Here is a 16,484-nt window from a genome sequence, read left to right as displayed (position 1 = left end):
CCCGCGACCTCGCGCCCCGGTCCTCAGAGCTGCCACTTGTACCCCATTCCCCAGACGGTCGCGATCGGGTCGGCGCCGGCCTCGGAGAGTTTCCTCCGGGCGCGGCTGACCTGCATGGATATGGCCGCGTCGTCGGCGTCGCTCTCCCAGCCGAGCACTGCCTCGCGGATTTGCGCGCGGCTCATGACCTGCCCGGGGTGGCGGGCGAGGTACTCGCAGATGGCGTACTCGGTGGGCGTGAGCGGCACGGCCTCGCCGCCCACGGCGAGGCCGTGCGCCCCGAGGTCGATCCGCACCTCCCCGAAGGAGAGGGCGTGTGAGCGCGGCCGGCGCTCACGGCGTAGATGGGCCGCGACCTTGGCGCGCAGCTCCGCGGCCCCGAAGGGCTTGCGGACGTAGTCGTCGGCGCCCAGGCCGTAGCCGGCCACGGCGTCCTCCTCGGCCACGCGCGCGGTCAGGAAGATGATGGGCCCGTCGAAGTCCGGGCGGATCTGCCGCACGAGCTCGAAGCCGTCGAGCCCCGGCATCATGACGTCGCAGAGCACGAGGTCGAAGCGCGAGAGGTCCATCCCCGGGACCGCCGTCGGGTCCGCTGCCTTGACGACCTCATGGCCGTCGCGGCCGAGGACGCGCGCGAGCGCGTCGAGGATCGCCCGCTCATCATCCACTGCCAGTATCCTCGCCATGTTCGACCTCCTGAAACTCCCGCCGGCATTGTACTTGCGCCGCGCTCAGCGGTCCAGAGCCCCGCGCGCAGCCGCGGGTGCCTCGGCCGCGCTACGCATCTGCCCTCCCGTCCTCGAAGCGGCAGAACCAGGCGATAAGGACGGCGGCGGTTGCCAGGGTGAGCACGAGGCCAGCGAGCGCAGTCGTGAGGAGAGGGCCCGCCGCGCGTGCGGCGTCGATGAAGGCCTCTACCCCGAGCGACCCCAGGCGCGCGGGCCAGGCGAGCGGCACCCAGCTCAGGGGCGTCGCCAGGGCACCGGTGAGCTCACCGGTCATGAGGCCGTGCGCAAGTCCGCCCACTGAGAAGAACGCGAGGAGCATCCCCGCCGCGCCGGCGCCGATGGCGGCGTTGCGGCCGAGGCGCAGGGCCACGCCGAGCCCCAGCGCATAGAGGGGCAGGCTGCCCAGCACGATGCCCGCCCAGGTGGCCGCAAGCGGAGCGGGCCCGAGCGGCAGGCGCCCGGCGACGGCGAGCACGGCCCCGAACACGCCGAGCGCCACGGCCAGCGCGCCCGCGCCGAGCGCCGCAAGGGCGAGCAGCTTCGCCGCGACGGCGCGCCCGCGCGAGGGGACCGCCGTGAGGTTGGCGAGGCGCCCGGCAGCGCGCTCCTCGTCCACGGCGAGCCCGCAGACGATGGCGGACATGAGCGGCATGAGGGCGCCGAGGAACTGGGCGTAGGCGTCCGCGCCCAGCGCCGGGTCCCATCGGGTTACGGAGAAGTACTCGCCGCAGGCAAGACCGGCTGCCAGACCGCAGACGAGGTGCACCGCCGTGAGCGGGGAGCGCGCCAGGCGCAGGGCCTCGGAGAGCAGGGCCCGCGGGAGAGTCATGCGCGGCGCCGGGTCGGAGAGTCGTGTCATGGCCATCACCTCTCCTCGGAGCGCGCGAACCAGGCCGCGCCCGCCGCCGTGAGCGCGGCGAACGCGAGCGCGCAGACCGCAAGGCCCGCCAGTGTGAGCATGCCGTCCGCCGTGAGCGCCCCGCCGAGCGCCATGTCCGCCGCGAGTGGCTCGCCGCTCGGCAGCACGGGGATGAAGCTCGTGGGGATGACCATGCTCGCCGACGGTGGAAAGAGCTGCGGCAGCGGCACCAGCGACCAGGCGAACCCACCCACGAGCTGTGCGGCGAGCGGGCAGAAGATGCCCGCGAGCATGCCGAGCCGCGCCGTGAGGAAGAGCCCTGCGGGGATCATCCACGCCGCGGTCACCGTGTTGGCGAGCGCGCAGAGGAGCATCGTGAGCGTGCCCGCGGCCGTGAGGCCCTGCGAGGAGAACGCCGAGCCCGCGAGGTAGATGCCGAAGACCACGAGGTTCGAGAGCGTGCAGAGCGCGAGGCACCAGAGCGCCTTGGCCCACCAGGCGCGCCCGAGCGGGAAGCCCAGGCCTAGAAGCCCCCGCATCCGCGTGCGCGCGTCCGCCCGCGCGACGCACGCCACCACGAGCGAGAGAGCCACGGGCAGGAAGAGCGCGTACCAGTAGTTCCACGCGCTGAAGATCTGCACGCCCCGGTAGGGCATCGCGCCGAGCAGCGGCATCGGCAGCGCCATGAGCACGGCCAGGCGAACCGGTGCCGCGTGGCGCGACTTCAGGGCCTCAGCGCGCAGGCCCGCGAGCAGGCCGCCTTTCTCGCCCGTCATGCCGCCACCTCCCCGCGCGCTCGTCGCCCCTCCCGGCAGACGCTCATGAAGAGTTCCTCGAGGTCCTGCCCGGGTCGAAGCGCATCCTCGTAGGCGAGGTGCCCCCCGTAGATGATGCCGATGGTGTCCGCCATCTGCTGCACCTCGGAGAGGATGTGGCTCGAGACGATCACCGTCGTGCCCGCCGCCGCGAAGCCGCGGATTTGGTCGCGCAGCTCCTCGATGCCGATGGGGTCGAGGCCGTTGGTGGGCTCGTCGAGCACGAGCAGGCGTGGCCGGGCGATCAGCGCCAGCGCGAGCCCCAGGCGCTGCCGCATGCCCATCGAGAAGCGTCCGGCGCGCTTCTTCCCGGTGTCCGCGAGGTCCACGGCGGCGAGTACCTCATCTACGCGGCTCTCGGGAAGGCCCAGCAGCGTGGTGCGCACGCGCAGGTTCTCGCGTGCGGTGAGGTTGGGGTAGAGCGGCGCCTCCTCGATGAGGCTGCCGATTGCGTAGAGGTCCTCGCGGCGCCAGGCGTGCCCGGCAAAGAGGATCTCCCCGGCCGTCGGCCGCAGCATCCCGCAGATCATCTTGAGCGTTGTCGACTTGCCGGCGCCGTTGGGGCCGAGCAGCCCGTACACCTCGCCCTCGCGGATATGAAGGCTCACGTCGGCCACGGCGTCCTGCGCCTGGTCGCCGCGGCCGAAGCGCTTGGTGAGCCCGCGCGTCTCGAGCATGTAACCCATGGGTTTATCCTTTCTCTTCCGGGCGCGCGGGCCGAGTCGCCGTGCCCGCGCGCCTTACCTTTCGGGTTCACCATCCATGGTGGGGCGCGTTTCTAACGAAGCCGTAACGGCTGTTGGGCTCTTTTGGCGCCAGCCCTTCTCGACCTGTACGCCACTCATGGTTTGTTTATCGCGATAAGAAGAACGGAGGTGCCTGTGGCACGCAATAAGTACCCGGAGGAGACGGTCGAGAAGATTCTCGACGTTGCCGAGCGGCTCCTCGCGGAGCGCGGCTACGAGCACACCACGATGATCTGAAGAGCAATACGCTAAATCGAAAAGGCAAGCCCTGGAGACGGTAGCGAAAGGGACAAAGGTAATCGAAGCCGCGCCTGCGGACTTATCGAGGGTCGAGATTCCCGCCCCATCCATCGGCACCCAGCAGAAGGTCGTCGACATCCTCGACCGCTTCGACACCCTAACGAAATCGCTCACCGACGGTATCCCTGCCGAGATCGGGGTACGCCGGGCGCAGTACGGGTACTACCGCGACCGCCTGCTCGACTTCTCGCGCAAAGCGATCGGAACTGAATGGTCCGATGGAACCAGGGCTGCCGCTAAGGGCCTCCCAACGTTTGTTACGGTTGCGAACTCTTCGAGGGCCATATGGGCGGCGCGGCGGAAAATTGCCGGTCTGAACCGCGAGGCCCCAGAATGGCGCAATTCAAATTCGCAATAGCAAGGGTTGCGAGGCCGTGCAATCTTGCAGACCCGCGCCATGCCTCGCGGTATCGCCGTTTTAGCGATCTGATTGCGCTGTAGTCCGTTTTGGAAGGGTCACGAGCATCACGGTTCCGTTCTCGGAACTTGATTCGACTTCCGCGGTGCCGCCATGGAGCGACGCAATCTCCCAAACAAGCGCTAGCCCGAGCCCTGCACCGCCGTATGCCCTGCTGCGGGATTTATCCAGGCGAAAGAACGGCTGGAAGATGCTCTCACGGTACTGCTTGGGTATTCCCGGGCCCTGATCCTCAACTCGCAGGAACACGTGGCTGTCGTTGTCGCGGATAGAGACGTTGACAGTCGAGCCAGGGCGGCTGTAACGGATGGCATTTTCGACCAGGTTAAACACCAGCCGATAGAGAAGCGTGTCGCTTCCGATTATCAGAGCGCATCCACTGCAATTGAGGGCGATGTCTTTATGCTCGGCAAGCGGAGTGAGGTCGGTGAGGACTTCTTCGGACAGGGGGCCAAGCTCAATATCGTCCTCGCAGGGAACGCTGCGGAGCTCACTCATCTCAAGCAGCACCTTGGTCATTCGCGACATCCGCTCGGTTTGTTCTTGTAACAGGCCGAGCAGCTCGGCTGTTTCGGGTTGCAAACCGGAGTGCTCGGAGATGAATAGTTCAATCTGTGCTTGCATAAGGGCGAGCGGGGTGCGCAGCTCGTGTGCAGCGTTGCCGGTAAACTGACGCTGTGCAGAGAACCCTTCGCCAAGACGAGCAATCATGTCGTTGAAAGAGGCGCTGCATCGTTGTAGCTCGGTGGGCACATCTTCACTGAGTCTGGTTTCGCTTAGGTTGTCAGGCTGCACGCGCTCTACCTGGGCGGCAAAATCCCGTAGTGGCTTGAGCGCGCGGCCGCTCACAAAGTATGCCAGCACGCCGCCAAGGAGTGTGACTCCAGTCGTGATGCACCAGGCTGTTGTGCCAAAAGACTCCTGTGCGTCGTTTACGACGATCGTAACCTTGTCATCGAGGGCCGCTTTCGTTGGGTCGAACGCCCGGGGCGAATCTTCGCCGGTTGCGTTAAAGGCCGAGATGTCATTGCCGATAGCATCCATGTAGCGCATGCCCGTATAGCTGACCAAGCAGTTCATCAGCACGCATGCCGCACACGTGAGCAGTGCCGTCATGATCGTTATGCGCCATTGCAGCGAAAGCCCTTTCATTCTCCATCCTCCATAACGTAGCCCTCTCCAATCCGATTGCGAATCGGGTCGTATCCCAAAGCGCTGCGCAGCTTTTTCCGGAGCGATGAGATATGAACGCGGGTTGCGTTGCTAAAGCTGTTCACGCTGCTATCCCAAACGTGCTCGATAAGCTCCTCTTGACTTACCGGACGCCCCTGATTAAGCATCAGGTATTCCAAGATTCCCGTTTCCTTGCGCGTAAGAGATAAAGCCTCGCTGTCCACGGAGGCGATGCGCGCTTTGGTGTCAAAGCGGAGCTTTCCGCAGGTTAAAACTATGTCGCTTTGTGTAAAGCGTCTGAGGGTAAGGCTGCGAATCCTTGCCGCAAGCTCGTCCAGATGAAACGGCTTGGTGAGGTAATCGTTGGCGCCGGCATCGAGTCCGGCGACTTTATCGGATACTTCGCCACGTGCGGACAGAATCAGTACCTTGGTCTCGCAGTCGGTTTTCCTAAGTTCCCTGAGTACGGTCATGCCGTCGATACGGGGAAGGTTGAGGTCGAGTACCACGAGGTCGAAGGCCTCAACGCTCAGTAGGTCGAGCGCCTCCTGTCCGTCGTGACAGCAGTCGACGCTGTACGCCAAGTTTCGCAGGCTGCGCGCGATTGCATCGCACAGTGCTCGCTCGTCTTCGACGATCAAAATACGCATAACAGTCTCCTTGCACATTCCAAATCGCGCTTAACACGGATTTTATGGTCGATATGGTCCAATGGCCGCGTAGCGAAAGGAGTGGTCGGGTTGTTCAAAGCGGTAAAACCCGTGGTACAGGTCGCTTTGTTGATCGTCGGAATTGCCATGGTGTGCTTTGGCGTTATGCGTGGCGAGGCGGATGCCGTGCTGGCCAAAGCGATTAGGCTGTGCTTGGAGTGTATCGGAATTGGATAAAAGAGAAAACGCTGCGTCGCATGTTTTGGCCCGATTTCGAGGATTCATTCAGGCGGCGGCGACGCTGGTTACCAATATTCACCTGCCCAACTTTGCCAAGGGTGGCATCTACCAGGGTGCGGGAAAAACAGTTTGTGTACCTGGGCTTAACTGTTATTCGTGCCCCGCGGCATCGGGTGCGTGCCCCATCGGGTCGTTCCAGTCGGTGGTGGGTTCATCCAAGTTCAACTTTTCTTACTACGTTACCGGTACGCTCATTTTGCTCGGCGTGCTGCTGGGACGCTTTGTATGCGGCTTTCTGTGCCCGTTTGGCTGGCTTCAGGAGCTGCTTCATAGGATTCCCGGCAAAAAGCTTTCGACAAAAAGGCTCAAGGCGCTTACGTATATCAAATACTTCGTGCTGCTGTTTGCCGTGGTAGTGCTGCCTGCGCTGGTGGCCAACGATCTGGGGATGGGGGACCCGTTCTTTTGCAAATACGTCTGTCCGCAGGGCGTGCTCGAGGGCGCCATTCCTCTGGCCATTGCCAATGCTGGCATTCGATCTGCGTTGGGCCAACTCTTTACCTGGAAACTCGCTGTTCTCATTGCCGTGGTGCTGCTGAGCGTTTTGTTCTACCGCCCCTTCTGCAAATGGATTTGTCCGCTCGGCGCATTCTATGCGCTCATGAATAAGGTGTCCCTACTGGGGATTCGGGTCGATGCATGCAAATGCGTCTCGTGTGGCAAGTGTTCAAAGGTTTGTCAGATGGACGTCGATGTGGTCCGCGCACCCAATCATGCCGAATGCATCCGGTGCGGAAAGTGCATCGGGGCCTGCCCCGTCGATGCCATCAGCTATCGCTATGGCCTGGATGTACCGGCAGAAAAGCTCCCCCTGACCGCTGATAAAAAGTAAAACAAGCTTCGACAAAACGGAGGAATGACCATGAAGCTCTCTAAGATTGCGGCCCTGTTTATGGTGCCGGTGCTGGCCTTGTGTCTTGTGGTGTGTTCGGCACCTGGTGGCAAAGCGAGCGAATCTGCGGGCTCCGATTCTAAGATCGCGGAGCTCATTGCGCAGGAGCCGACCAATGCCGACGAGGCCGCCGAGCTGTATGCAAAGCTCATGCAGAAGGAGAACGATATCCTTTCGAGTGACAACGCATTATGGGAAAAGGTATTCAGTGCGGCAAATAAAGACTCGGCAATGATTGAGGACGGCAGCAATTACGGCGATTTCCTGCTCAAGACCATCGATGGCGCCAAGGATGAGTTTACGGCGGATGAGCTTAAGACGCTCAAGGCCGGTGCGCAGCAGATCAAGGAGATCGAGGACAAGCTCGAGAGCTTGGAGAAGGAGTTCCCCAGCTGTGGAAGCACACCGAGCGCAGGCGAGAGCGTCGACGCTTCGGCCGCGGGCATGACGGCTGGCGCCAATGCTTCGAGCGAGGCGACGAAGTTCCCCAGCTTTACGGGCAAGGACCTGGACGGCAACGACGTGAGCAGCGACGAGCTGTTCTCTAAGAACAAGGTCACCGTCATGAACTTCTGGTTCACCACTTGCAAGCCGTGCGTGGGCGAGCTGGGCGATCTTGAGAACCTGAATCAGGAGCTTGCCGAGAAGGGCGGTCAAGTCGTGGGCGTCAATTCCTTTACGCTCGATGGCAACGAGGACGCAATCGCAGATGCCAAGGACGTGCTGAGCAAGAAGGGCGTGACATATAAGAACATCTGGTTCAAGTCGGATAGCGAGGCCGGTAAGTTTACGTCAAATTTGTTCTCGTTCCCGACAACGTATGTCATCGATCAGAATGGCAACATCGTAGGGGATCCAATCGTGGGACCCATCAGCTCCGCCGAGCAGCGCGCAGCACTCGACAAGCTTATCGACCAGGCGATTGCGAATAGCGAGCAGTAAAAAGCGCAAAGCATAGCGAGGATCGTGTGCCGCCGTGCGAAGTAGTCCGTTGCTCTGTAAGATAGGCTCTGCCGTAAAGAGGTCCCGTTTGGGTTATATTCCCTGGGAAAACTACCCGAATAAGATCTGCGGCTTCTAACGGGCGACTTTCCGAAAAGGAAGGGCTCATCTTCTAATTGCACCAACGTCCCAGATCGCGAACTCACGCGTCGCGACGAGCCGACCCAAGTCGGCCCGGATCGCCTCCGCCTTGCTCCCGAGCTGCAGTGGGGCCGAGCCGTCCGAGATGTTGATGTTCAAAAGGTGCGCATCCGGCAGCTTCGCCATCATGCTCCAGAACGGGAGCATGATGATGCCGGGGGTCATCTCGCCCGCGCCGAGCTCCAGCAGCAGCACGTGGCCGTCGCCGCCCTCGCGCACGAAGCGCTCGTACCGCCCAAGACCCTCGCGCCGCGCTGCGCCCTGCAGAAACGTGTCGTCGCACGCCCACGGTCGAGATGGGGTCGGGAGGTCGGCTCGCGCGGCATGAAGTCGATGTATCGCGCGTAGTAGGCCCATTGCTGCTCGAGGCTGGGGTAGAGGCGGTAGCGAGCATGAGATTTGCGCGAGAAGCCAACGCGTAGCTTCGTTGGCCCCTCGCGCACTGATCGCGAATTAGAGCATGATGGCGTCGTCGGCCGTAAAGGCGTCGAGGGACCCCTGCTTGACCTGGATGCAGACGTACGTGATGCCCGAGTCGGACGCGGCGCGGAACTGGCGGTGCGCGGCGGGGGAGACGCGCAACCAGTCGCCGGCGGCAAGCTCGATGTCCTCGCCGTCGATCGTGGCCGAGCCGGCGCCCTCGAGCACGCCGTAGATCTCCTCGTTATCCTTGTGCGCATGCACGAACGGAACGCCAGCGCCGGCGGGAAGCTTGTTGACGCTCACCTCAGCCCCGGTAAGCCCGAGTACCTCGTGCAGCTCGACACGGCCCTCATTGCCGATGTTGGTCTTTGCGTAATTGGCCATAATGGCTCCTCTCCTGAGGCTGATTTACCTTGCAGGCATCTCCTGCGTGGGATACATTCAACGCAAAGACACATGCAAATACGAGTACGCACATATTTGTAACTGCGTATCTTTTTTTGAAACCGGCACGATCGAGGAAAGTGGGTCTCCCGTGAAGGCGAAAGAGGAGCTTCCGGAGTGTCCGGTCGCGACGGCGGTGGCGCTCATCGGCGGCAAGTGGAAGTTGCTCATTATCCGTAACCTGCGCATACGCCCCTGGCGTTTCAACGAGTTACGCCGCGACCTCGAGGGAATCTCTCAGAAGGTGCTCACCGACAGCCTGCGGCAGATGGAGGATGACGGGCTGGTCTTTCGCCATGACTATGGCGAGAATCCTCCCCGCGTCGAGTATGGCCTCACCGAACTCGGCCGTCAGATGATACCCGTCATGGACTCGCTCGCAGACTTCGGTGCTTATTACAAGACGATTGCTTCGTAGCGGGCACTCTGCTTGGGGGCGCGTCCCATGGTGAGCGCAAGCGGCCGAGCGGCCCGCGCCCGCTACGGGTGATGCGTGGAGGCGGCGGGAGGGAAGGCTCGCGTCATCGAGGAGGCCTACAAAAGCTCACGAAGCCTCTTTGTCCAGTGCGCGAAGGTGCCGTCCTCGATGCATCTCCTGAAGAAATCGCATTCACACCATCTGTGTCTTCAAAGATGCTGCAAGTGTTCGGGCATCATTAACCCAAGCCCATACAGATGGTCGCCAATGCTCCCAAAACGGTGCCTACGATGCCCGTAATAATGGGGATAATGATGTTCCATGCAACCTTAGAAGTCCAAGATTCCTTTTCGACGATCTGAACGGGGAGGCCAAGAGTCTCATTGATGGCGGCATTGCCTTGTGCTGCCTTTGAGGCATCTACCCTAATACCAAGCTTGTCGAGCTTGCCGTGTTGATCCTCAAGCATCATCAGCGCCTTGATGATGCGGTTGTTTACCTCTGCAAGGACTTTGCCATAGGCGGAAGAGGGAATGAGCTGACGAATACTCACGCATTGTATGCCGCCGGACTTCTCAAGCACCTCGCCGGCAAGAAACGAGAGGTCACGGTATCCGCCAGGATCTGTCTCGGAGAACTTCTGGACGGAAAGAATATCCTCTCTGATTCGAACGTCGGCAATCTCGTCGAGCGTGTCGCTGCTTAAACATCCGACAGGAAGTGGGACGTTATTGACCTGAACCATCAGATTGAATCCTGAGTTAGTAATGTTCAGGCTTTTCGTCCTGCGGTAATCTGGGACTTCATCAGTCCCCAGGTATCCCGTCAGCTCATTCTCCGCCCACCTCTCAAGCTCCTCGTTGTGCACATCATGTGCAAGCACCTGAAGCCTCTTGAGGGACTTCTCGATGGGCACGTCACCGTTAACGGCGTCGATGATGATCTGGCTCTTTGGCATCCGTCTCCTTACTCGTCATCGGAATCAGAATCGTCGTCCTCGTCCCACCCACGATGTGCCTGTCTAATCAGCATCTCGGCGATGGCCCTCATGATGGCCTCGTACTTCTCCCTGTCCTGGAATATGGAGGCGAAGGCGTCCTGGCTTCCCATGTAGGCGTCCATGGCCTCGTCGCCGAAGATCTTGGGGAAGGTACTGTCGGTGAAGACGGTCTCGCCGTCGTGCGTGAGACTCTCGCGCACGCGCTCGTTCTGGGACAGACGGCGGTACAGCGCGTCCACCACCACGCGGTCGTCGTCAGTGAAGTCGCCGGCGTACTCCTCGTTTATCTTGGCCACGAGCTCGGAGAGCGGGTCCTTACGCTTGTTAAGCTTGCTCTGGGCCCTCTTATCGTTCTGTTCCAGCTTTCCCTTCTCGTCGGCAAGCTCGATGGCTCCGCGGTAGGTCTCGTTGAGCTTGTAGTAATCCATCTGCACCTTGTCGTCGATGGCGTCCACGTTGATCTTGTCGGCCGTTAGCAGGTGCGAGAGGTACGAGAGCAGCACATAGTCCTTGTGCATATCGCGGTCGAACATGCGGACGATCTGCGTCACGTAGCCGTACCACTTGATGAAGCTGCGGACCTTGCGCCGGAACTGGTAACGGTCCTCCTCGGAAAGCTCGTTGTAGCGCTTGGCGCAGGGGGTGAGCAGAGACTTGATTCTGCCCTGTACGTTCTTGCGGTCCTTGCCGAACTCGAGCGACGCGACTGCGTCGGCGTCCTCCGCCGTGTACACGTGGTAACCGTGGATCTCGCGCAAAAGGCCGTAGATCCTGTCGGTGTCGATGGGCTCGGCGAGGTCGGTCTCGGTGTAGTAGGGTTGGAAAGCCTTGAGGATGTTGTCGCGCGTGTTGGCGAAGTCGATGACGAGCGTGTCCGTCTTGCCCCGGCATGTGCGGTCGATGCGGCAGATCGTCTGCACCGCCTTCACGTCGCGCAGCCGCTTGTCGATGACAAGAGTGTGGAGCAGAGGCTCGTCGAAGCCCGTCTGGTACTTCTCGGCGACCACGAGGATGGCGCCCCAGTTGTGGAACTCCTTCTTGGTCTGCGACTCCTTCACGTGCTGGCCGTCATGGCCTATGTTCATGCCGGGCTCGGTGTACTCGGGGCCTTCAGCGCCGTCTGCCAGGTCTTGCAGCGCGCCCGAGAAGGCCACGAGCACCTCGATGCCGCCGTAGCCCTGCGACTCTATGTAGCTCTTGATGGCGTGCTGGTAGCGCACGGCGGCGAGCCGCGAGCCGGTGACCACCATCATTTTCCCGCGCCCGCCAATCTTCCTGCTGGTTATCTCGCGGTAGGCCTCCACGATGACGCGGGCCTTCTGTCCGATGGCGTAGGGGTGGAGCTCGGTATACTTGCGCAGCAGCTTGAGCGTGGGCGAGCTTGGCACGTCGGGGTCGTCGGGGATGGACTTCGCCAGCCGCACTGCCTCCTCGTAGGCCACGTAGTTGGCGAGTGGGTCCAGGATGAACCCCTCCTCTATGGCTTGCCGCATGCTGTACACGTGAAAGGGCACGTACGAGCCGTCCGGCATCTCCTCCCCGAAGAGCTCGAGCGTCTGCTTCTTGGGCGTGGCCGTGAAGGCGAGGAAGGTTATGTTGTCGTGCCTGCCCTGCGCGGCCATCTGGCGCAGCATCCCGTCGCGCTCGTAGTCGCTCGCGTCCTCCCACTGCTCCTCGTAGTCGGCGAACTCCTTGAGCGCCTCCTCGGTGTCCGCCAGGGCCTGCTTGAGATGTATGGCGTGGCTGCCGGTCTGAGAGCTGTGGGCCTCGTCCACGATGACGCAGAACCTCTTGCCGATCGAATGCACCTCCTCGTAGATCATCGAGTACTTCTGCAGGGTGGATACGATGAGCTTGGCTCCGTCGTTGAGTGCGTCGCGCAGGTCCTTGGAGGTGCACTTGTCGTCGATGACGGTAATCTGCCCCTGCTGGTGGTCGAGCCCGCTGATGGTCTCTTGGAGCTGTCGGTCGAGCACCGTGCGGTCGGTCACGATAACCACGGAGTCGAACATGGGCTTGTTACTCTCGTCGAACATGGTGGAGAGCTGGTAGGCACACCACGCGATGGAGTTCGACTTGCCAGAACCCGCGCTGTGCTGCACGAGGTAGCTGTGCCCCGGCCCCTTGGCACATACGTCACGCGTGATCTTGCGCACCACGTCGAGTTGGTGGTAGCGCGGGAAGATAATGTGCCGAACTGTCTTTACCTGCTCCTGTCCATCCGCGTCGATAAATGTCTCCTGCTTCTCCTCCACATGCTCGTAGCGGTTGAGGATGTCGAGCAGGGAGTCGGCCTGAAGCACATCCTCCCAGAGGTAGCTCGTCTGATAGCCGTCGGGGTTTGGCGGGTTCCCCTGCCGCCGTCGACACCGGGTCCGTTCGAGCCCTGGTTGAACGGCAGGAAGTAGGTGTCCTCACCCCTGAGCTCGGTCGCCAGCCACGCCTGCGAGAGATCCACGGCGAAGAACGCCACGATGCGCGAGTCGAAGCGGAAAGCCTCCTCGCGCGGGTCGCGGTCGAGTTTCCATTGACGGATGGCGTCCTCGTGGGTCTGTCCCGTGAACTGGTCCTTGAGCTCCAGGGCGACGAGCGGGATGCCGTTCACGTCGAGCACCACGTCCACGGTGTTGCGCGTGTCGGTGGCCGAGTAGTGGAACTGGCGGATGCAGCGCAGGCAGTTCTTCCGGTAGAGTCTCTCGGTCTTGGGGTTGAGCCCCGACTCGGGGCGAAATGCGGCGACCTTGAACTTGAGCCCACGGTGCTTGAACCCATGCTTCAGCACGTGAAGGATGCCATCGTGGCTCACCGCGTCCTGGAAGGCCTTGAAGAACATCCGGGTGGGGTCGGCCGTCTTGCAGCGCTTCTCGAATAGGCCCCATGTCTTTGGCTGCGTGGTCTGGACGTAGTCCACGAGGGTCATGATGTCCACGCCATGGCCGGGAAGGTCGGAGTAACCGTGGTTGTCCCAGGTTTGATAGGAGCCGTCCTCGATGTAGGTAAAGGATTGCTTGTCGGTGGCCTTGAGCCAACCTCCCTCCTCTGAAGTGAGATATTCTTCGATGTCCTCCTCGAAGTTGCGTTCTTTTGTATCGGTCGCCATGGGGCTACACCTCCTTCTTTCCGGTGACTACTTCGTAGATGAGCGATTGCTTGTAGGCTTTGAGGTCGTCAATGATGGATTGCTTACTTGTAATAGCTTCATCAGTTATTGAACACTTAGCGTCAAGATAGTCTGCTATAACATGCTGCTCGTTAAGCGGAGGTACCGGGATCATAGTCGAGTAGAAGGCGGGGGCTGGCAGACGCCAACGTCCCTTGCCAGAGATGCCCTTCCCGAATCCATAGAAAATCAGCGCTGAATAGTAGGATTGAAAGACGTACAGGTAATAGCGCTTTTCCATAGATTCGTCGCGCGCTTTGAACACCCGGTAATCAGGACTCGTCACTCCAAGTTGACTCGATAAATCAACCCATCCTGTAACGAGATCCATGTGATTCATGGCAAAGTCACCGGGTTCGACTATTTGATAGTTGTCATAACTTCTAGCAAACTGCCCTTTGCCAGTGCTGAAGTCCTTTGGCTTCAAACCTTTCTGCGTAATTGAAAGAACCTTGAATCCGCCTCCGCCGGCAATTCTTTTCACTATTTCGAATCGCAACTTTATAGGCACGCACGACCAGTTTTGGGGGATGGTCCCGATATAGGAAACGCCGCTTTCTTTTACTGACTGGCTATGAGAGCTCATACCATGCATTACTGTTTGATAAACAAGGGCATTGCGATATGCCTTGTAATCAGAAATCGAACTTTCGGCAGATTTGATAGCTCCGTCAATCTCAGTGCACTTGGCATCGAGATAGTCGGCAATGCGTCGCTGCTCATTAAGTGGCGGCAAAGGAATATAGGTGTTTAAGAAGTCATCTACGTGCAAGTCCCATTGCCCAACACGAAGCCCGGTTGAAAGTCCCCTCCAGAGATCAGAGAGCGAGCTGCAACGAAGAAGATAATGAGCATACCGAGGCCAGAGCCCTTCCGACCTGAACTTAAAAACGTGGTAAGCAGGGCTAACGATGCCGTCGTAACCAGACAAGGCCATAGAGCCTTGCCAGGCCTTCATTTTGTTGATTACAAAGTCACCTCTGTTCACATACTTGTACTTTGATGTGTCAAGTGAGGTGACAATGTGATTGTCGTCACGGCTGTCCTTGGGTATCACGCCATAATCACGATAAAGCGATAAGACCCTGGCATCGGGTTTGTTTGTTATTGCGTATGGGGTGAAAAAAGCCTTAAGCCGGAATAGATTCCATTGGGTAGGAATCACCCCAATATATGGCAAACCGCTATCCTTCATCTCTCGTGCCACGTTTATCGCCCCTCACCAAACAGCGCTTCAAGGCTGGCTTCGAGTGTCTTCTCGTGCTCGACGATGCGCTTGGCGATTTCTTCGGCGGGTTCCAGCTCCTTGTAGTTGTAGAACGCCCGCGTGAACGGGATGGTGTAGCCACGCTGGACCTTCTTCTTGTCGTACCAGGCGCCAGGGTTGTAAGGCTCGACTTCGCGCGCCATGTAAGCGTCGATGTCCTCGCCCAGGGGCACATCCTCGGTGTCGGCAATCTTCTTGCCTCCCTCGTCTGTCTTGGCGACGGGCTTGCCCTTTCGGTCTCGGACGACATCGCCGTTCTTGTCGCGTTCGGGCGTGTACACGGTAATGCGGTCAAAGCCAAACTCCGTCGAGTCGAAGAGCTTTGCTTCCACGCTCACGGTGGAGCCGTCCTCGGCCGTGCCCTCGCAGGTACCGTCGGCCCAGTTGCCGAAGGCCTTTACGATGAGGTCGCGGCACGTCCTGGTGATGTCGTTCTTCTTGTTGCCGATGCCCTTGCGGCGCTTGACGAAGGCGTTGCTGGCGTCCACGAGGAGCACCTTGCCCCTGTGGCTTTCGGGCTTGTCCTTGTCGAAGAGCCAGATGTAGGTGGCGATGCCCGTGTTTACGAAGGAGTCCGTCGAGAGCTGCACGATGGCGTCGAGCCAGTCGTTCCCCAGGATGTAGCGTCGGTAATCGTCCTCGCCCTTTCCAGGCTTGCCCTTGTAGAGCGGGGAGGCGTCCTGGACGATGGCCATAATGCCCTCGTCCTTGAGCTTGGCGAGGCCGTTCAGGGCGAAGAGCGTCTGCCCGTCACCTACGGCGGGAAGCTCGCAGGGGAAGCGTCCCTCGTTGCCCTTGGCGTGCTCGGCCTTGATGGCAGCCTGTTGTGCTGCGAACGAGATGCCAAAGGGCGGGTTCTGAATCACGTAGTCGAACTCGTAGTCGGGGAACTGGTCGTTGTCGTAGGTGTTGCCGCGTCGCATGTTGTCGGCGTCCTCGCCGCGGATGAGCGCCGAGGCCTTGGCGATGGCGAAGGTGAACGGGTTGAGCTCCTGCCCGAAGGTCTGCACGTCTGCCTCGGAGTCGAGTGCGAGAAGCCGCTCGCGCATGCAGCTGAGCATCTGCGAGGTGCCCATGGAGCCGTCGTACACGAGTCGGCGGATGTGGTCGCCCTCGAACACGCGCGGGTCGGCGGCGATGACGAGGTCGGTCATGAGGTAGACGATGTCGCGGCTGGTGAAGTGTTCTCCGGCCTCGTCGGTCTCGGAGAAGCGGCTCACGAGGTTTTCAAAAATACCACCCATTTCGACCTCGGTTATCTTGTCTGGACCGAAGTCGCCCTTACTGCCGCCGAAGTCCTTGACGACCTGGTACAGCACGCCGCTGTCGGCCATCGTGCGGATCTCGTTGTCGAATTTCATGCCGGACTGGAAGAGGATGTCCTGCACGTTCTCGGAAAAGCCCTGAAGGTAGTCCGTGAAGTTTTCTTCTATGCCTGCTGGGTCGGCCAGCAGGGTCTCCCACGTGAAGGAGGACGTGTTGTAGAAGTCGTAGCCCGAGGCGCGGCGCAGGAATCCGTCGCGTACGTCGAGCCCTGCAGTCCTTTTGGCGGTCTCGAGCACCCTCTCGTGCGCGGGCAACAGGCAGTCGTGGAAGCGCTTTACGATGGTCATGGGCAGGATCACGCGTCCGTACTCGACGGGCTTATAGAGCCCGCGCAGGGTGTCGGCGATGCTCCATACGAGTGCTGCCTTCTCGGTGGCCTGTTTTGTGGTCGTGGCTTGGAGCTCTCTTTCGTTAGCCAATTC

At 60.6% G+C, this 16,484-nt stretch carries 18 protein-coding genes and 1 pseudogene; 6 read left to right on the top strand and 13 right to left on the bottom strand.

From position 1 onward, the window contains the following. Positions 1-23: 23 nt before the first annotated feature. The 4 genes from Pcatena_RS07395 to Pcatena_RS07380 form a co-directional block, all read right to left on the bottom strand. Positions 24-686 (bottom strand): response regulator transcription factor, encoded by a 663-nt coding sequence (locus Pcatena_RS07395; RefSeq protein WP_126423038.1) that lies wholly within the window; start codon positions 684-686, stop codon positions 24-26. A gap of 91 nt (positions 687-777) precedes the next feature. Then, on the bottom strand, positions 778-1,593 hold the full coding sequence (locus Pcatena_RS07390) for an ABC-2 family transporter permease (RefSeq protein ID WP_126423036.1): 816 nt from the start codon (positions 1,591-1,593) through the stop codon (positions 778-780). Then, positions 1,593-2,363 carry an ABC-2 family transporter permease gene (locus Pcatena_RS07385; RefSeq protein ID WP_126423035.1) on the bottom strand — a complete coding sequence of 257 codons (771 nt, stop codon included), beginning with the start codon at positions 2,361-2,363 and terminating at the stop codon, positions 1,593-1,595. The genes Pcatena_RS07390 and Pcatena_RS07385 overlap by 1 nt, the downstream gene beginning before the upstream one ends. Beyond that, the gene (locus Pcatena_RS07380; RefSeq protein ID WP_126423034.1) at positions 2,360-3,088 is read right to left on the bottom strand and encodes a lantibiotic protection ABC transporter ATP-binding protein; all 729 of its coding nucleotides are present in this window, start codon (positions 3,086-3,088) and stop codon (positions 2,360-2,362) included. The genes Pcatena_RS07385 and Pcatena_RS07380 overlap by 4 nt, the downstream gene beginning before the upstream one ends. Positions 3,089-3,283: 195 nt before the next feature. Here Pcatena_RS07380 and Pcatena_RS07375 point away from each other — a divergent pair, with 195 nt between their 5' ends. Together Pcatena_RS07375 and Pcatena_RS07370 are read left to right on the top strand one after the other, a co-directional pair. Beyond that, complete coding sequence (locus Pcatena_RS07375) at positions 3,284-3,385, top strand: TetR family transcriptional regulator (RefSeq protein ID WP_198433398.1); 102 nt, start codon at positions 3,284-3,286, stop codon at positions 3,383-3,385. 19 nt (positions 3,386-3,404) lie between these two features. After that, a pseudogene (locus tag Pcatena_RS07370) lies at positions 3,405-3,806 on the top strand (restriction endonuclease subunit S); the annotation flags it as partial. A gap of 60 nt (positions 3,807-3,866) precedes the next feature. On the opposite strand, the gene Pcatena_RS07365 reads toward Pcatena_RS07370, so the two are convergent. Both Pcatena_RS07365 and Pcatena_RS07360 read right to left on the bottom strand, forming a co-directional pair. Further along, complete coding sequence (locus Pcatena_RS07365) at positions 3,867-5,018, bottom strand: HAMP domain-containing sensor histidine kinase (RefSeq protein WP_126423033.1); 1,152 nt, start codon at positions 5,016-5,018, stop codon at positions 3,867-3,869. Further along, positions 5,015-5,707 (bottom strand): response regulator transcription factor, encoded by a 693-nt coding sequence (locus Pcatena_RS07360; RefSeq protein WP_126423032.1) that lies wholly within the window; start codon positions 5,705-5,707, stop codon positions 5,015-5,017. Before Pcatena_RS07360 ends, Pcatena_RS07365 begins: the two co-directional genes overlap by 4 nt. Before the next feature lie 129 nt (positions 5,708-5,836). Between Pcatena_RS07360 and Pcatena_RS08325 the strand changes: the two genes are divergently transcribed. Genes Pcatena_RS08325 through Pcatena_RS07345 form a run of 3 tightly spaced genes read left to right on the top strand, consistent with a single transcriptional unit; the run spans position 5,837 to position 7,823 of the window. Then, positions 5,837-5,926: a CD1871A family CXXC motif-containing protein gene (locus Pcatena_RS08325; RefSeq protein ID WP_022094046.1), complete on the top strand. Its 90-nt coding sequence runs from the start codon at positions 5,837-5,839 to the stop codon at positions 5,924-5,926. Next, positions 5,919-6,821 (top strand): 4Fe-4S binding protein, encoded by a 903-nt coding sequence (locus tag Pcatena_RS07350; RefSeq protein WP_126423030.1) that lies wholly within the window; start codon positions 5,919-5,921, stop codon positions 6,819-6,821. The genes Pcatena_RS08325 and Pcatena_RS07350 overlap by 8 nt, the downstream gene beginning before the upstream one ends. Before the next feature lie 30 nt (positions 6,822-6,851). Next, complete coding sequence (locus tag Pcatena_RS07345; protein WP_126423028.1) at positions 6,852-7,823, top strand: TlpA family protein disulfide reductase; 972 nt, start codon at positions 6,852-6,854, stop codon at positions 7,821-7,823. A 165-nt stretch (positions 7,824-7,988) separates the two neighbouring features. Here the strand turns inward: Pcatena_RS07345 and Pcatena_RS07340 are convergent, their stop codons facing one another. Both Pcatena_RS07340 and Pcatena_RS07335 read right to left on the bottom strand, forming a co-directional pair. Beyond that, positions 7,989-8,243 (bottom strand): hypothetical protein, encoded by a 255-nt coding sequence (locus tag Pcatena_RS07340; RefSeq protein WP_126423026.1) that lies wholly within the window; start codon positions 8,241-8,243, stop codon positions 7,989-7,991. 234 nt (positions 8,244-8,477) lie between these two features. Then, positions 8,478-8,831, bottom strand: coding sequence for a cupin domain-containing protein (locus Pcatena_RS07335; protein ID WP_126423024.1), 354 nt, complete (start codon positions 8,829-8,831; stop codon positions 8,478-8,480). 151 nt (positions 8,832-8,982) lie between these two features. On the opposite strand from Pcatena_RS07335, the gene Pcatena_RS07330 reads away from it, so the two are divergent. Then, positions 8,983-9,309, top strand: coding sequence for a winged helix-turn-helix transcriptional regulator (locus Pcatena_RS07330; RefSeq protein WP_126423022.1), 327 nt, complete (start codon positions 8,983-8,985; stop codon positions 9,307-9,309). A 238-nt stretch (positions 9,310-9,547) separates the two neighbouring features. On the opposite strand, the gene Pcatena_RS07325 is transcribed toward Pcatena_RS07330, so the two are convergent. From Pcatena_RS07325 to Pcatena_RS07310, 5 genes are read right to left on the bottom strand one after another with little or no spacing between them, the layout of a single operon-like run. Beyond that, the gene (locus Pcatena_RS07325; RefSeq protein ID WP_126423020.1) at positions 9,548-10,267 is read right to left on the bottom strand and encodes an AbiTii domain-containing protein; all 720 of its coding nucleotides are present in this window, start codon (positions 10,265-10,267) and stop codon (positions 9,548-9,550) included. Positions 10,268-10,275: 8 nt separating this feature from the next. Further along, positions 10,276-12,612 carry a DEAD/DEAH box helicase family protein gene (locus tag Pcatena_RS07320; RefSeq protein ID WP_198433396.1) on the bottom strand — a complete coding sequence of 779 codons (2,337 nt, stop codon included), beginning with the start codon at positions 12,610-12,612 and terminating at the stop codon, positions 10,276-10,278. Further along, complete coding sequence (locus Pcatena_RS08190; protein WP_198433395.1) at positions 12,513-13,409, bottom strand: type I restriction endonuclease; 897 nt, start codon at positions 13,407-13,409, stop codon at positions 12,513-12,515. The genes Pcatena_RS07320 and Pcatena_RS08190 overlap by 100 nt, the downstream gene beginning before the upstream one ends. 4 nt (positions 13,410-13,413) lie before the next feature. After that, positions 13,414-14,676 (bottom strand): restriction endonuclease subunit S, encoded by a 1,263-nt coding sequence (locus tag Pcatena_RS07315; RefSeq protein ID WP_126423018.1) that lies wholly within the window; start codon positions 14,674-14,676, stop codon positions 13,414-13,416. 2 nt (positions 14,677-14,678) lie between these two features. Further along, positions 14,679-16,481 carry a type I restriction-modification system subunit M gene (locus Pcatena_RS07310; protein ID WP_126423016.1) on the bottom strand — a complete coding sequence of 601 codons (1,803 nt, stop codon included), beginning with the start codon at positions 16,479-16,481 and terminating at the stop codon, positions 14,679-14,681. Between the last annotated feature and the right edge of the window lie 3 nt (positions 16,482-16,484).

This window comes from Parolsenella catena (assembly GCF_003966955.1).
Lineage (GTDB): Bacteria > Actinomycetota > Coriobacteriia > Coriobacteriales > Atopobiaceae > Parolsenella > Parolsenella catena.
The sequence above is the reverse complement of the archived record's forward strand: the minus strand, read 5'-3'. Positions and strand labels throughout refer to the sequence as shown.

Coding starts and splice junctions, on each gene's coding strand:
- Pcatena_RS07365 (WP_126423033.1), bottom strand. CDS start 5,018: ATGAAAGGGCTTTCGCTGCAATGGCGCATAACGATCATGACGGCACTG.
- Pcatena_RS07395 (WP_126423038.1), bottom strand. CDS start 686: ATGGCGAGGATACTGGCAGTGGATGATGAGCGGGCGATCCTCGACGCG.
- Pcatena_RS07335 (WP_126423024.1), bottom strand. CDS start 8,831: ATGGCCAATTACGCAAAGACCAACATCGGCAATGAGGGCCGTGTCGAG.
- Pcatena_RS07385 (WP_126423035.1), bottom strand. CDS start 2,363: ATGACGGGCGAGAAAGGCGGCCTGCTCGCGGGCCTGCGCGCTGAGGCC.
- Pcatena_RS07345 (WP_126423028.1), top strand. CDS start 6,852: ATGAAGCTCTCTAAGATTGCGGCCCTGTTTATGGTGCCGGTGCTGGCC.
- Pcatena_RS07360 (WP_126423032.1), bottom strand. CDS start 5,707: ATGTGCAAGGAGACTGTTATGCGTATTTTGATCGTCGAAGACGAGCGA.
- Pcatena_RS07380 (WP_126423034.1), bottom strand. CDS start 3,088: ATGGGTTACATGCTCGAGACGCGCGGGCTCACCAAGCGCTTCGGCCGC.
- Pcatena_RS07390 (WP_126423036.1), bottom strand. CDS start 1,593: ATGGCCATGACACGACTCTCCGACCCGGCGCCGCGCATGACTCTCCCG.
- Pcatena_RS08325 (WP_022094046.1), top strand. CDS start 5,837: ATGGTGTGCTTTGGCGTTATGCGTGGCGAGGCGGATGCCGTGCTGGCC.
- Pcatena_RS08190 (WP_198433395.1), bottom strand. CDS start 13,409: ATGGCGACCGATACAAAAGAACGCAACTTCGAGGAGGACATCGAAGAA.
- Pcatena_RS07325 (WP_126423020.1), bottom strand. CDS start 10,267: ATGCCAAAGAGCCAGATCATCATCGACGCCGTTAACGGTGACGTGCCC.